Genomic DNA, 14,586 nt, shown 5'->3' with positions numbered 1-14,586 from the left:
AAGTCACTCAAAGTCACTCAAAGTCACTCAAAGTCACTCAAAGTCACTCAAAAATGCATGAACGCTAACCGTTTGTTGCTGGACTCTCCCAAAACGGCTAACTTCGAAAAGAGCATTAAATCAGGATTTACGCGGATCTGAGGAATGTTTATGTTATGAAAAATAACGCAAGTATTTAGCCTAATTAATTAAAGCGCATACATTACCAAAAGATATCGCTTACAAAAATAAATTTTTCGTATTGACAATTTTATAAAGCGGTTATATGATTATTTTCAGTCGAATACGTAAGAAAACATAACGTGTTACCTTTGAGGGCATGAGTTATGTAAGCATGAGAATGCTTATGTAGCTTATGTCCTTTTTTGCGTGCACGCAGGTATCGCGTTAACAGGCAGGTTTCGGACGGATTCGCAACAAACAAGGCAAAGAAGGGGAGATCTTGCGCATGTTGAGAAAAGGACTGCTGTTATGCGCTGTATTGCTGCTCGCGATCACGGCCGCCTGCGGAGGCGGCAACAACGGCAACGGAAATAAATCGACGACTGAACCGCCAGCTTCCACGGCGGATAACGGAGGAGCCAAGGAAACGACTGAGCCTGCCGCTCCGGCCGGATTGAAGGGCGAATTCGAAATCCAATATTTCGTTGGCGGCTATGGCGACGCGTGGTGGAAAGAAGTAATCGACGAGTTCCAGAAAGCCAACCCCGATCTGAAAATCAAGCAATCGGCAGGACCGGAAATCAACGAACAGATGAAACCGCGCTGGATTCAAGGCAATCCTCCCGATGTCGTTTACATCGACGGCAAAGGCTCTAACGAGCGTCAAATGATCGACGATGGACAACTGCTTGATCTGACCGAGTTTCTGGGCAGCGCCACCAATGTGGACGGCGAAAAGCTGAGCGATATTCTGATATCCCAGCCTACCGCTTACACTGACGGCAAAAACTTCACAGTTCCGCTCGTATTTGGCTCGTGGGGCATTTTCTATGACAAGGCGCTGTTTACAGAGAAGGGCTGGACAGTTCCGACCGACTGGAGCAGCTTCCTCAGCGTCAGCCAGCAAATTAAAGACGCGGGCATCAGCCCTCTAATTCATACCGGCGTTTATCCTTACTATATCAACGGAGGTCTGGTCGACTCTGCGATGGTAGCTGCGAACGGCGGCGACGGCTCCATTTTGACGAAGCAGGCAGCTTTGGAGGAAGGCAGCTTCTCCAGCGATGCAGTAAAAACGGCGCTTAATCAAATTGTCGAGCTGCGCGACAAAGGTTTCATCGATCAAGGCTCTGTATCGCTCAATCATACCGATTCGCAATCGCAATGGCTTCAGCATAAGGGCGCATTTATCCCGAACGGTTTGTGGCTCGAAAATGAAATGAAAAAAGACATTCCGTCCGGCTTTGACTTCGGCTTTATCCCATCGGTAGCTCAGTCTGCCGGCGCGAACAACATTGTTATTCCGTACACGAACACAATTGCGATCGCCAAAGACGCGAAAAACCCTGAAGCGGCCAAAGCGTTCCTGCAATTTGCTTTCACGAAGCAGCATGCCGTTCGTTGGGCAGAGCTGACTGGCGCAATTATGAACGTAAAAGCGGATCTCGACGCTTCCTCAGCTGGGCAAGTTGTAAAGGACGCTATGAAGTTCTTTAATTCCGACAAAACGACGGTTGCCCCGGTTGCCGTTCTGAACGCCGATGTGGAAAAAGCGAAGCAAGACGCGACGCTCGCTCTGACGGTAGGCAAAATCCAGCCGGAAGAATGGATCAAACGTCTCGAGGCTGCTGCTGCAAAAGCTAGAAAATAGCCGTATTCATTATTTGTATCATTTCACACACAACCGCTAACACGACGCCAACAGGGGATGGCCGTTCTTGCGGCCAGCCCTTGTTGGTTGTCTCTTTTTAGCCAAGTCAGGTTGGAGGAAGGTGACAGACCTTGTCCCAAAAAGCGAAACGCCGCTTTTTTATCGCATCTTTTATTATTCCGACACTCGCATTTTTTGGAGTATTCACGCTGTACCCGATTATACGCGGCATCTACATCTCGCTCTTCGACTGGTCCGGAAGCGCGAAAAATATGACTTACATCGGCTTCGATAACTTTCGCGAGCTGCTGAAGGATCCGATCATATGGACCGCCCTTAAAAACGACTATTTTCTCGTTGTCGGCAAGGTGATTGGCATTATACTGCTGGCGACGCTGTTTGCGGTTGCCGTTACGAGATTGAACATAAAAGGATCTTCCTTTTACCGGATTATCTTTTTTATTCCGAATATCATTTCCGTCGTCGTCATCGGCGTGCTGTGGCGTTACGTCTATAACCCGAATCTCGGTTTTATCAACTCGTTTCTGTCGTTGTTTCGGGATCAGCCGGTGCAAACGCCTTGGCTCGGGCAGGAAAGCACGGCAATGTGGTCTCTCCTTTGGCCGTCCATATGGGCGGGAATCGGGTTTTATATGATTTTGCTGATTGCGGCCATCCTGAGCATACCTCAAGAGCTGTATGAGGCGGCTGATTTGGACGGTGCTTCGCAGGGCAGACAATTTTGGTCCGTTACGCTTCCGCTGATATGGGAGCAAATGAAGGTGAGCATCCTGCATATTGTCATGACGACGCTGAACGGCTCGTTCATTATCGTCTGGATTATGACGGAGGGCGGCCCGGACAATGCTACGCAGGTAATGGGCTCGTACTTATACCAGATGGGCTTCCGCCAGTTCCATATGGGTTATGCTGCAGCGATCGGCGTTCTCATTCTGATCATGTCGTTCTTGACGACGATCGTACTGGGAAGACTGCTGCGAAGAGAGACCGTGGAGCTTGCTTAGTTCTTCGTGGATAGGCGCTTAAGAGGAGAGTGGCTGCCGGATTATCTAAAAATGTTTTTGCATTTGGTCACATATTGAAGTTTTGCTGCTCGATCGACTTTCATATAAAACGGAGCTGCGCTCACGAAGTGTTTTGCTCGGCAAAAGGAAGCCCCGTATGAAGCGAGTTTTGCTAGGCACCAGAAAGCTAGCCTATGCGAAGTGAAGTTTTGCTTTGCAAAACGATTGTGGTTACGAAGTTAGTTTTGCTTAGCAGAACGGAGCTGATGCTTACGATGGAAGTTTCGCTTCGCAAAACAAAGTTGATGCTTACGAAGAAAGTTTTGCTGTGCAAAACTTTGTAGGAGATGAAAAAAATGTCCGCCACAAAACAACATCCCTTTTACAAGTCGCTGACGGTTGCTGTGTTGCTCGTTTGGACGGCGGCTGTGCTGTATCCGCTCGTCTGGACGTTGTTCGGGTCCCTCAAGGATAACCAGCAGTTTATGTTAGGCAAGCCTTGGGCTTTGCCGAAGTTTCCGCTGCTGTGGTCGAACTTCTCGTATGTATGGGAAACGTACGGTTTCAGCGGTTACTTTCTTAATTCGGCGATTGTAGCAGGTGCGAGTACTTTGCTTTCCGTACTGTTAGCCGCAACGACGGCTTATATTCTCGCAAGGTTCGCTTTCAAAGGAAGCGGCACGCTCCTCAATCTGTATTTGTCGGCGATGATGATCCCGATGATCCTGGGTCTTATCCCGCTGTTTTTCTTGCTGAACGAAATGCATCTGATTAATAAGTTGGTTGGACTTATCATTGTCTATACGGCAAGCGCATTGCCCTTCGGTATTTTCGTTCTGGTTGGCTTCTTCAAGACGCTGCCGCGAGAGCTTGAGGAAGCGTCTGCTATCGACGGGGCGGGCTATAACCGTACGTTTTTTACGGTTATGCTGCCGCTGGCCAAGTCCGGTCTCGTCTCGGTCGGTATTATGAACGCTCTTAACATTTGGAACGAGTATATTATGGGGACTGTCTTCATCAACGATCCCTCGAAATATACGCTGCCGGTCGGCATCGCGATTATGCAGTCGGAGATGCAGTACCGGACGGAGTGGGGGCCGCTGTTTGCGGGGCTGCTCTTATCCATGATCCCGGTTATTGCTGTCTACGTCTTGTTCCAGCGGCAAATCGCCGACGGCGTAACAGCAGGAGCGGTTAAGTAAAAGAACGCCAAAAGAAGCGCCCGACTCCGCATGGCTTGCGGGGGACGGGTGCTTTTGTTTATTTAAGAGCTTTTTTTATTTAAGGGCTTTTTTTATTTAAGGGCTTTTTTTATTTAAGGGCTGTTTCTATTTAACAGCTTTATAATAATTCAGATTCAGATTCAGATTCAGATTCAGATTCAGATTCAGAAGATTCAGATGCAGATGCTGATGGCATCACTTAAGTTGGTACTCCGCTCTGCGTGGCTATGGATCTCAATATCTGCGAAGGTTGGTTTGAAAATCTCCTTATTTGCGGATGCGGCTTTTTATCCAACTTCCTCCTGGTAGTGCAACTGTGTCTATTGATGGCTACCCGGCCATTCGGTCGTCAAATAATCAGTTTCCATTAGTGACGTGTGCCAAACGACGATGCCGAGCTTGAAATAACTGCAAAAAAGCAGTTATTTGCCGTTGTACGAGCTATATGTAAGAGAATAACTGCCAAAATGCAGTTATTCTCTGGGATACGAGTCCAAATGGCGATGTGAGACTTGAAATAACTGCAAAAAAGCAGTTATTTGACGCTATACAGGCATTTGTGAGAGAAATAACTGCCAAAATGCAGTTATTCTCTGGGGTACGGGTCCAAATGGCGATGTGAGACTTGAAATAACTGCAAAAAAGCAGTTATTTGGCGCTTTACAGGCATTTCTGAGAGAATAACTGCCAAAATGCAGTTATTCTCTAGGGTACGGGTCCAAATGGCGATGCGAGGCTTGAAATAACTGCAAAAAAGCAGTTATTTGCCGTTGTACGAGCTTTATGTTAGATAATAACTGCTAAAATGCAGTTATTCATCGGACCCGAACCCAAATGGCGGCGCTAGGCTGAACGAACGAGCCTTCCGACATCAAAGCTCAATCGGAATCAAATGATGGATGCCGTCGAGCTCCTGCTTGCGGAATTCGCTTGGCGTGAACCCGGTCCACTCGGCGAATTGGCGGCTGAAGCTTTGTACGTTTTCGTAGCCGATGCGGTGGGCGATCGTTTCGATCGAGTCATTGCTGGCGGCAAGCATTTGCATCGCTTCCTGTCGCTTTAACACCATTAAATATTCACGTGGCGACATGCCGTACGTCTGCCGGAAAACGCGATACGCATGGCGGCGGCTAACGCCGAGCTTGTGCGAAATTTGCACCAGCCAGTTGCTTTCGCTATCGAGTGCGAGCTGTTTCTCTTCCACAGCTTCATCCGCAACGACCATATGCTCGATTTCCTTGGCGATCAAGTAGGACATCGAAGGCTTCCACGTCCGACCTTGCCCCTCCTGCTCGAGATACTGCTCCAGCCGATGCGCGATGGCGTATAGATTGGCAAAAAGACCGATCCGCGAATGTAATTCGCCCGCGAGAGCGTCCGCAATTTCGCGCACAAGCGGCGTCAACGCTTCGTTTAGCGGATGGCCGCGCCGGTACAGTGCTGTAAATTGACGTTCCAGCAATTCGACGAAAGAAGAATCAGGGAGCTGGACATGCATCGTAAAATATTGCACCCCCTCGGAATCCTCGACCCGAAAGTCGTGCAGCTGCATCGGAGGCACGATCAACAGATCGCCTTCCTCCTGCACATGCTCTGCGGCTCCGATGACGGCGGTCTGCTTTCCTTTCAGAACGAGATTGAACTCGATCATCATATGATGAACATGCTTGCCGCATAGCCAGCCTTTGCGGGCCGTCGCCATGTGCGAGCCGTACAGATAAGCCTCGGAGCGAAAATAAGGATGTTGGTAGTGGTAGGTCAATCCTACCGTACTAATTGCCATAAAAGTCACCTTGCCATTCCACAAAAAATGTCCCATTTTGTTAAATCATTTTATTGCGAAAGACCGAATATGTTATAGATGTTCCCTATCGGCGGATTTATACTTGTAAACGATGCGTAAAAGCCGTCGGATTTTGTTATCACTAAGCTATGCAAAGCATAGCAAAACAAAACGAATGCCGCGGCCGGAAATAGGAAAAGAGAGATGCCTTTATTTTAAAGGCAATAACGGGTGGAGTGAAGATGGCAAAACAAGCAACGGCGCAAAGCGGCAAGCTTTCGCTCGATTATTCAAAACGGTTTGAAGAGGTAAGCGGCAAACCTGAGAAGCCGTTAAGGCTGCTTATGGGGCTGTATCGCGATCATTGGGGAAAAGTACTGATGTCGGCGATCTATTACATGCTCAAGGCGGCACCGGTATTTGTGCTGCCGATTGTGACGGCCAACATCATTAACATTATTAGTTATCCCGATAAGCACTCGATGAGTGAATTTTGGATCAATCTAGTCGTTGTTGTGGCTGTTATCGCGCAAAATATTTTGACGCATACGCTGCACGTCAGCTATATCAGTAAAGCGGTGCGCCATGTGGAAGCGGGGTTGCGCAGCACGCTCGTCCGCAAGCTGCAAAAGCTTTCGCTCAGCTATCACGGCGATTTAAGCGGCGGCAAAATGCAGGCCAAGGTGCTGCGCGACGTCGAAGCGATCGATTTCCTGTCACGGCAAATCATGATGGCGATCATCCCGGCGTTCCTTAACCTTGCGGTCGTCGTCGGTATTACGCTGTACCATAGCTGGATTGTCGCGCTGTTCTTTGTGTTGATGGGGCCGACGGCTATTGGGCTGGTCCGCTTTTTTCAAACTAAAATGTCTCGCCGCAACCGCGAGGTAAGGCGCAATATTGAGGAAATGTCCGGCAAGGTATCCGAGACAGTTGAAATGATCCCAGTCACTCGCGCCCACGGGCTTGAGGACGTCGAGATCCGCAAGGTGGACGGCGCTCTGAACGATATACGCGAAAGAGGACATCGGCTGGACGTGCTCGAAGCGTATTTCGGCTCGACGAGTTGGGTGGCTTTTCAATTGTTCCAGGTAGCCTGCCTGTTTTTCACTGGCTATTTGGCTTACAGAGGTTATATGCAAATCGGCGATATCGTCATGTATCAGGGCTTTTTCGGCATGATGGTAGGTTCGGTCAACTCGATTCTGAACGTTTATCCGAACCTGCTGAAAGGCTTTGAGTCGCTTCATTCGGTGTCGGAAGTGCTGATGTCTTCTGAGACAGAGGAATACAAAGGACGGGTGAAACCGGAGGATATTCGCGGGGAGTACAAATTCGAGAGTGTAGCGTTCAAATATAAAAACGGCGACCGCCACGTGCTCGAGGATTTGACGCTTGAGGTGCGGGCCGGTGAAAAAATCGCTTTTGTCGGGGAATCCGGCTCCGGCAAATCGACGATTTTGAACCTGATTATCGGCTTTTACCGTCCGCAAAAAGGAACGATACGGATCGACGGCATTCCGATGGACGATATGCGCATGAAGCGCTACCGCCAGTCGCTAGCGATCGTGCTGCAAAACAATATCCTGTTCTCGGGAACGATTCGTGAGAATATTACGTACGGTCTGCCGAACATTCCAGAGGAACGGCTGCAGCAGGCGGTCTGGATGGCCAATCTGCATGATGTGATCGACAGTTTGCCCGAAGGGCTTGATACGAAGGTTGGCGAGCATGGCGGACGCTTATCGGGCGGCCAGCGCCAACGTATCGCCATTGCTCGCGCGCTCGTTCGCGATCCGCGGATTATCATACTCGATGAAGCGACCTCAGCCCTCGATAATATTAGCGAGAAGCATGTCCAGCAGGCAATGGAGCAGCTGATGGAGGGAAGGACGACGTTTATCGTCGCCCATCGATTGTCCACCATCCGCAACGTCGACCGCATTGTAGTGATGAAGAAAGGGCGCATCGCCGAAATCGGCAGCTACGATGAGTTGATGGCGAAGCGCGGCGAATTTTACAAGCTGAAAACGATGTAAGGCTATTAACCTCCGACCGGCGCTTGCTGCTGTTTCGGAGGTTTTGTTTTACCGCCGAATCCGTTCGGTCCTAGATAGAGATACGACAGCGGCCTTGATTGCGACATTAGCCAGGCGATGCCAAGCGGAATGAGTACGCCGACGGCCGTGAACACAAGTGTGCCGTAAGTTAGGCCGATGCCGTATTGCAGCACAATGTTGACGGGCACATGCAAATACATGATCGCAATCGTGACGGTGCCGAGAAAAGCGAAAACGTTCGCCGCTCTATATCGGGAGAACCAGTAGCACAGATGGAGCACAACGAGCACGCAGGCGACCGGTACAAGCAGATCAAGCACAGGCTGATCATAAATTTTGTATTTCATGTCGATGCGCAATGTCCATAAGCCGCCGATGTTCAGCCCTGCCGCAATGAACCAGACCATCAGCGCGGGAAAGAAAGCCGATCCTTGCTCGAGCAGATCAGGAATCATTTTTTTGCCGGCATAGCCGAGGAAAAAGAAGACGATTGCCATCAAGGCGACGTCAATATTCCAAGGTATATCCCATTCCCTTGCGGGCGTCATGCTGATGGCATGAGCGGCGGCGTAGCAGACTGCGACGGCTGCGGCCGCTTTTTTCAAGCTGAAACGGGATAAATAACCCATGAGCAAATGGACGGCGAGCAAGCAGGTAATAAACCAGAAAACGCCGTACCAGCCGCCGAGAACAGTTCCGCCGTATGCCAAAAGAAGCAAGTCTTGGGGAATAGACAGCGGGTCTCGCAGCCGGACGGCAACGAGCAGTGCGATGGTCACGCCATAGGCGGCATAAGGGATCATGAAAAATTTGATTCGTTTCCACGCCCATTTGCCATAAGCCTCGGCTGCCACCTCTTTGAACAGTAGTCCGCTCACAAGGAAGAACAGCGGCATGCGGAACCAGCCGAGATAATGATTGATGACGTCGTTGCCGGCATGTCCCATGACGACCAGAACGATGCTGACCCCGCGGGCGACGTCAATCCATTTCATGCGTTCTTTCACGAATTCCCTCCATTCCGATATTGGAAATATACTAATTGATACTTAACGATACCGAATCCGAAAAAGCTCGAACATAGGCGAAAACGTTCAAATCCTTAGGTCTTGTGATTGAGCATGCGGCAAGTGGGTTGGTGTGGCGGCCAAAATGGAGACTATTGGACGATATTGCATCTTTTACGCATGGAGCGACGCCGATACAGCCATACTGATTGATTACGGAGCGTCGTATCAGTGTGATACGGCGGCAGAAGAGGAGGATGGCGATTGAGATATGATTGTTTGATTGTTGGAGGAGGTCCGGCAGGCTTGAATGCGGCGCTTGTGCTCGGGCGGGCAAAAAGAAAGGTGTTGCTTGTCGACAGTGGCAATCCGCGAAATGCGGTGACGCGCGAGTCGCATGGCTTTATTACGCGAGACGGCGTAAAGCCCGAAGAATTCCGGCAATTGGCCCATCGCGAGTTAGCCGCTTATCCTGGCATCCAAGTGCTGCATGGCAAAGCGGTAGGTATCGTCAAGCGCGGCGATATGCGGTTTGAGCTGTCGACGGAAGAAGGCGGACGGTATGAGGGGAGAACGGTTGTTTTGGCGACTGGCCTAAGGGACTGTTTGCCGCCGGTTCCAGGATTGGAGCGATACTACGGCAACTCTTTATTTAGCTGTCCTTACTGCGACGGCTGGGAGCAGCGGGATCGTCCGCTCGCGGTCATCGCTGATACGGCAGAGCATGCCTATCATATGGCGGTAATGGCGTATCAATGGAGCGCCGATATTGCCGTTTGCTTGAACGGTGGAGAGTCGTTGGGAGATGAGCAGACAGAGAAGTTGCGGAGCAAGGGAATTGCGGTCTACGCGCAGCGGATTGCAAGCTTGCGCGGCGAAGAAGGCATGCTGTCAGCGATCGTGTTCGATGATGGTGCGGCAATCGAGCGGACTGGCGGGTTTGTCGCTTCGAAATGGGAGCATCCGATCGATTTTGCGGGCATGCTCGGATTGAGCTTGAATGAACACGGCGGCATCGCTGCTGACGATTTTGGCCGCACGAATGTGGAAGGATTATATGCGACTGGCGATGCTTCTTTGATCGTGCCTGCCCAGCTGATCGCAGCGGCGGCTGGAGGCAGCCGGGCGGCGATGGGTGTGAATGCGCAGCTCATCCATGCCGATTTTTAGCTTTTCGTCGTATGTTAGGTATCCTCATCAAACCGCTTTCAGGCTGTGTGTTTTTCCACTTAATGCATCCACATGATTAGATGATAAGTTCTTTTTAATCTGAATCATGTGGATGTCTTCATGTTTTTTTTTGCTGCGTTCAACTCATCATCACTGCGCATGAATTCTCCCATTTCCTCGCATATTTGCTTTCAATGATTTTTTACTCTCTCAACTAAAAAAGCTGAAATAAAGCTAAATCGATCGTTGCAAAGTTCGTTTTGATAGAGAGTCATATTAATAGCTTGAAGTTCTTCAATGCTTAATATTAAGTCATTATATATTACATTGAAATTCGAAATCTTATGATTTTCTTGATTTTAATCATATAAACCTAACATAAAATAATGAATTTAGTGTGAATTAGCGTGTGAAGGATTGATTTTCTGTTCTATTCTTTGTGTTTTATGTTATATTAATTGACACAACAATTACACGATGCTAGAATTCCTACTATATTCATATAAGGGAGTGGGACATATTGTTTAACAACAAGAAACAACAGAGGTTCGAAACAGGCCTGTCTGTTAAAGAACACAAGTCGTCTGCCCAAACAAGAAAAGGTACATGGAGCGGTAAGTCTACCTTTGCGGCTACTCTAGCTATTTCCTTGGCTATCGCCGGTCTAGGGCCGGTTAATAGCGCGCATGCATTAACTAGATTGACAGCCGACAGCGGCACGCAATGGGAATTTCACGATTCCTTTGCGCCAAATCTGGATTCAGGCAGCATTCGTCGAGCTAGCAATACGATTGCACAAGGCTTCGGCAATATTTTTGTTCAAGTATCTTCCAATCCTTCGCCTCGTATGAACGGTCAAATGATGCGCGGCTTCGGTCTCGAATACGATGGCAAAGACACGTTTGCGACAACCCGTTCCGTCAATCTCGGTGACGTTCTTATTACACGGGATATTTATTTTGATGGCGAAAATAACAAAACTCGCTACTTCGATACGTTTACGAACACAACCGCTTCACCAGTAACGGTCGATGTATCCTTCGGCGGCTCGCTTGGCTACGGTTCTGGCGACTATTATGGAGCCATCCAATCTACTTCGAGCGGTGACAAGGCGATTACCTCCGACGATTCGTGGGTACTGGTCGACAATGCCAGAGCGGCGGATCTTCCGTTAGGCGTTGTTCTCGGCTCGCCCGGCCCTTTCGAAGGGGCGTTGAAAGGCACCGGCAACCAACAAAAAGATCCGTTCACAACACCGATGGCGACTTCGGGCAATGATGCAAACTTTTATGGTTTTATACATAGTCTGACGATCGAGCCGGGTCAAACCAAATCGCTTGCCAGATACGTCTTGGCTGGGGAAGCGGGCGCTTCTGGCTTGACGAATACAGCCGGTGCATTGGACCAGCTTGCGCAGCAGCCGGATCTTACTCAATTGTCTGAAGCACAAATATGTACGATCAGCAACTGGGATCTGTCCACGATTTCCGGCTTTGACGCTGCTGACTGCGGAACGGTAACCCGCCTCGACATTCCGGCAACTCCTGCAGTGCCGGCAATGGTGACAACCTCCAAATATGATGTTGTGAACAAAACCATTCAGGAAATGCAAGCCGACATGGAACAAGGCGTTACGACTTCGGAAGAAATTACGCGTGCCTACCTGGATCGGATCACAGCGTATGACGCAGGCCAGCTTGGCTTCCACTCGTTCCTTCATGTTTCTGAAACTGCAATTGAGCAAGCCAAGGCGGCTGACCAAGCGCGGCAAGCAGGCCAGAAGGGCCAATTGCTCGGCATTCCGATTGCCATTAAAGATATCTATGATACAAAGGACATGCCGACAACGGGTGGTTCTCGAGCGCTGGAAGGCTGGCAGCCAAAAAGCGATGCCTATCAGGTGCAAAAGCTCAGAGAAGCAGGCGCAGTGATCATCGGCAAGACGAATACATCGGAATTCGCCAACAGCGGCAGCTTCAGCGAAAGCGGCTGGATGCAAACGTGGAATGCGCTTAATCCTTCCAAAACTTCGTTTGGTTCAAGTGGCGGGTCCGCAGTAGCTGTTGCCGCAGACCTTGCGTCGGCGGCGATGGGCACGCAAACAGGCGTATCTCTGTATGCTCCGTCAGTTGGCGCTAGCTTGGCTACCTTCCGCGGTACGGACGGCATGGCCAGCACGAGCGGCGTTATGCCTTTGACCTGGGGACAGGACTACGCGGGTCCGATTGCCCGGACGGTAACAGACGTAACCTACCTGCTTAACGCTACGACAGGTACAGACCCGCAAGATATGCTTACAAAAGATTCAGATGCGCGTAAGCCGCAAGACTGGACTGCCGCACTTGATCCTAACGCTCTGCAAGGCAAACGTATCGGCTATATTCCGTCTTCCTTCGTTTCGTCTTATGCAGATGACGGCACAGGCGACGCGGTAAAACAGCATTTTGCCGATCTGGAAGCGGCAGGCGCTATACTGGTTGAAATGAGCGCGCCGCCAAGCGGCGGGTCGAGACCTTCGGGAAATGCCGGCAGCGAGGGATGGGCGCGATATATCGAACTGCATCCGGATTTCCCTTATGCCAACGGCGACGAGCTGCTCGCATCGCCAAAAGTGCTGTTGTATAACCAAAGAAGTCTGCAAGTACGTCCACGGATGACTGAAAACGAAGTACAAGCATATATCGATTACAGAACCAACTATAAGACCATTATTGCGAACTGGATGGACCAGTTTGACGTGGACAGCGTTGTATATCCTGGCTTCATCAGCGATATGTACAACAATGACAGCGCCGCCTCCCAGTTGAGTTCGGACCGGGCTACCGGCGTACTGACTTCCAACGTTGGATTGCCGACGGTTGTTGTGCCGGTGGGCAAGAGTCCGAACGGATACTCTATCTCCATGCAGTTGGTAGGCAAAGCGTGGGATGACGCGAACGTGCTGGGCATGGGCTATGCGCTGGAGCAGCAAACAAAAGCACGCTCCGTCACAGCCTTTGCACCTAAGCTTACTTTCCAATCGGATAACTCGAACGGCAACGGACCAAGCGAGCCTGGAAACGGAAATGGCAATGGCAATGGTAACGGTAATGGCAATGGACCAACAACGCCTGGCAGTGGCAATGGCAACGGGTCAACAGAACCGGGCAACGGTAACGGTAACGGATCTGTAGATCCTAAGCCAGGAACAGTTTCCTTTGCCGATACGAAAGGGCACTGGGCGCAAGAAAGCATTGAATTGCTTGTTAGCAAAGGACTGTTATCCGGCTATCCAGACGGCAGCTTCCGTCCTAATATGGGCATTACTCGCGCAGAAGCCGTGAAGGTGCTGGCAACCTACCTCGGGTTGGAGGCGCAAGCCGGTGACTTTACCGATGTTCCTACTAAGCACTGGGCAGCTGGTTTTATCGGTGCAGCGGAAAAAGCGGGACTAATGAATGGGTATGCGAATGGCACGTTCAAACCGGAAGACAAGCTCAATCGAGAAGAGATGGCGGCTTTGGTTGCTAGAGCGTTCAAGCTTAGCGGCGGAACCACTGTTTCATTCAAGGATGTGACAGCAGGCTCGTGGTCGCATGCGTATATCGCAACTTTGGCCTCTAATCAGATCATCACCGGGTATGAGGATGGCACATTCCGTCCAACCCAAGCGATCACCAGAGCGGAATTCGCAACAATGGTAGCCAAAGCGCTTAAGCTGCAATAGCAGTTGTGGCGGGCAATAACAGCAGTAAACAAAAGGGACGTCGGTAGTCAGCCGGCGTCTTTTTGCTTACTGTAAGAGTAACTCGTCGCGTTCAATCGCGGCGCCAGGTTCTGTCCCGCAGCGCTTCCCGTTCATTTGAAATCGAGCACCCTGCTTTCGATTTTGAGCCGAATATGTATGAAAAATCGTACATAATTTTGCGAAAATCGGTATTTTGGACGATTATAGTCGAAAAATCATATATAATCGACGAATTTTCTCAGATTTAGAAAAATATATATGAAAATTCATACATATTAGACGGACGGGAGCTTCAAATCAGTACTTGGCTGAAAAGGAGAGAGCGGCGAAGGGTCAGAGGGATTCTAAAGAACCCTCTGACCCACAGCGCTTCCCCCCCCTCACATAAAATCAAGCACTTATGGTCGGCCACTTGGAGAAAGTGCTGGCGGCCGTCCGTTTTGAGCTGATTTTTCAAGCATATTACTTAAGAGAGAGCCGAAGCCTCCGTTTGTTCGATCGTATGCTTCATTCTTCACGCAAGATGCATTAGGAATCGACGGATCAGATTCGGAGACTTCTTCACTATGGAAATTGGAGCGGTTCATTGATATACTGGTCGGGCTTACAGCATGACAGAATGGGCAGATGGTTCTCTATTTTTAACATATTTAGTGAAACCTATCTGATGTGCGAAAGCAGGAAACACTCACGTGGTAACTTTCGTTGCGAAAAGGTGGGTACCGTTTATGAAGTAACCTTTGCTGTGCAGAGGTGCATACCGACTCACAGAGTAACC

At 49.8% G+C, this 14,586-nt stretch carries 9 protein-coding genes; 7 read left to right on the top strand and 2 right to left on the bottom strand.

The window, feature by feature from the left end:
• The first annotated feature begins 448 nt into the window (after positions 1-448).
• The 3 genes from ACFVTB_RS19655 to ACFVTB_RS19645 all read left to right on the top strand — a co-directional run bounded on the left by ACFVTB_RS19655 (position 449) and on the right by ACFVTB_RS19645 (position 4,040).
• Positions 449-1,813, top strand: coding sequence for an extracellular solute-binding protein (locus tag ACFVTB_RS19655; RefSeq protein WP_387752835.1), 1,365 nt, complete (start codon positions 449-451; stop codon positions 1,811-1,813).
• A 131-nt stretch (positions 1,814-1,944) separates the two neighbouring features.
• Positions 1,945-2,838, top strand: coding sequence for a carbohydrate ABC transporter permease (locus ACFVTB_RS19650; protein WP_387752832.1), 894 nt, complete (start codon positions 1,945-1,947; stop codon positions 2,836-2,838).
• A 356-nt stretch (positions 2,839-3,194) separates the two neighbouring features.
• Positions 3,195-4,040 carry a carbohydrate ABC transporter permease gene (locus ACFVTB_RS19645; RefSeq protein WP_387752830.1) on the top strand — a complete coding sequence of 282 codons (846 nt, stop codon included), beginning with the start codon at positions 3,195-3,197 and terminating at the stop codon, positions 4,038-4,040.
• An 892-nt stretch (positions 4,041-4,932) separates the two neighbouring features.
• Here the strand turns inward: ACFVTB_RS19645 and ACFVTB_RS19640 are convergent.
• Entirely contained in the window at positions 4,933-5,844 is a 912-nt protein-coding gene (locus ACFVTB_RS19640; protein WP_387752827.1) for a helix-turn-helix transcriptional regulator, read from the bottom strand.
• A gap of 242 nt (positions 5,845-6,086) precedes the next feature.
• Here ACFVTB_RS19640 and ACFVTB_RS19635 point away from each other — a divergent pair, with 242 nt between their 5' ends.
• On the top strand, positions 6,087-7,883 hold the full coding sequence (locus ACFVTB_RS19635; protein WP_387752825.1) for an ABC transporter ATP-binding protein: 1,797 nt from the start codon (positions 6,087-6,089) through the stop codon (positions 7,881-7,883).
• A gap of 5 nt (positions 7,884-7,888) precedes the next feature.
• On the opposite strand, the gene ACFVTB_RS19630 is transcribed toward ACFVTB_RS19635, so the two are convergent.
• Positions 7,889-8,911 (bottom strand): acyltransferase family protein, encoded by a 1,023-nt coding sequence (locus ACFVTB_RS19630; RefSeq protein WP_387752822.1) that lies wholly within the window; start codon positions 8,909-8,911, stop codon positions 7,889-7,891.
• A 145-nt stretch (positions 8,912-9,056) separates the two neighbouring features.
• On the opposite strand from ACFVTB_RS19630, the gene ACFVTB_RS19625 reads away from it, so the two are divergent.
• The 3 genes from ACFVTB_RS19625 to ACFVTB_RS19615 all read left to right on the top strand — a co-directional run bounded on the left by ACFVTB_RS19625 (position 9,057) and on the right by ACFVTB_RS19615 (position 13,787).
• On the top strand, positions 9,057-9,179 hold the full coding sequence (locus ACFVTB_RS19625) for a hypothetical protein (RefSeq protein WP_387752820.1): 123 nt from the start codon (positions 9,057-9,059) through the stop codon (positions 9,177-9,179).
• Entirely contained in the window at positions 9,176-10,081 is a 906-nt protein-coding gene (locus ACFVTB_RS19620) for an NAD(P)/FAD-dependent oxidoreductase (RefSeq protein ID WP_387752817.1), read from the top strand. Before ACFVTB_RS19625 ends, ACFVTB_RS19620 begins: the two co-directional genes overlap by 4 nt.
• Positions 10,082-10,601: 520 nt before the next feature.
• Positions 10,602-13,787 carry an amidase family protein gene (locus ACFVTB_RS19615; RefSeq protein WP_387752814.1) on the top strand — a complete coding sequence of 1,062 codons (3,186 nt, stop codon included), beginning with the start codon at positions 10,602-10,604 and terminating at the stop codon, positions 13,785-13,787.
• The last annotated feature ends 799 nt before the right edge of the window (positions 13,788-14,586 follow it).

The sequence above is a fragment of the Paenibacillus sp. NPDC058071 genome (assembly GCF_042885235.1).
GTDB lineage: Bacteria > Bacillota > Bacilli > Paenibacillales > Paenibacillaceae > Pristimantibacillus.
Note: the sequence above shows the minus strand (reverse complement) of the source record. Positions and strands in the feature narration are given on the sequence as shown.

Coding starts and splice junctions, on each gene's coding strand:
- ACFVTB_RS19655 (WP_387752835.1), top strand. CDS start 449: ATGTTGAGAAAAGGACTGCTGTTATGCGCTGTATTGCTGCTCGCGATC.
- ACFVTB_RS19645 (WP_387752830.1), top strand. CDS start 3,195: ATGTCCGCCACAAAACAACATCCCTTTTACAAGTCGCTGACGGTTGCT.
- ACFVTB_RS19640 (WP_387752827.1), bottom strand. CDS start 5,844: ATGGCAATTAGTACGGTAGGATTGACCTACCACTACCAACATCCTTAT.
- ACFVTB_RS19635 (WP_387752825.1), top strand. CDS start 6,087: ATGGCAAAACAAGCAACGGCGCAAAGCGGCAAGCTTTCGCTCGATTAT.
- ACFVTB_RS19625 (WP_387752820.1), top strand. CDS start 9,057: ATGGAGACTATTGGACGATATTGCATCTTTTACGCATGGAGCGACGCC.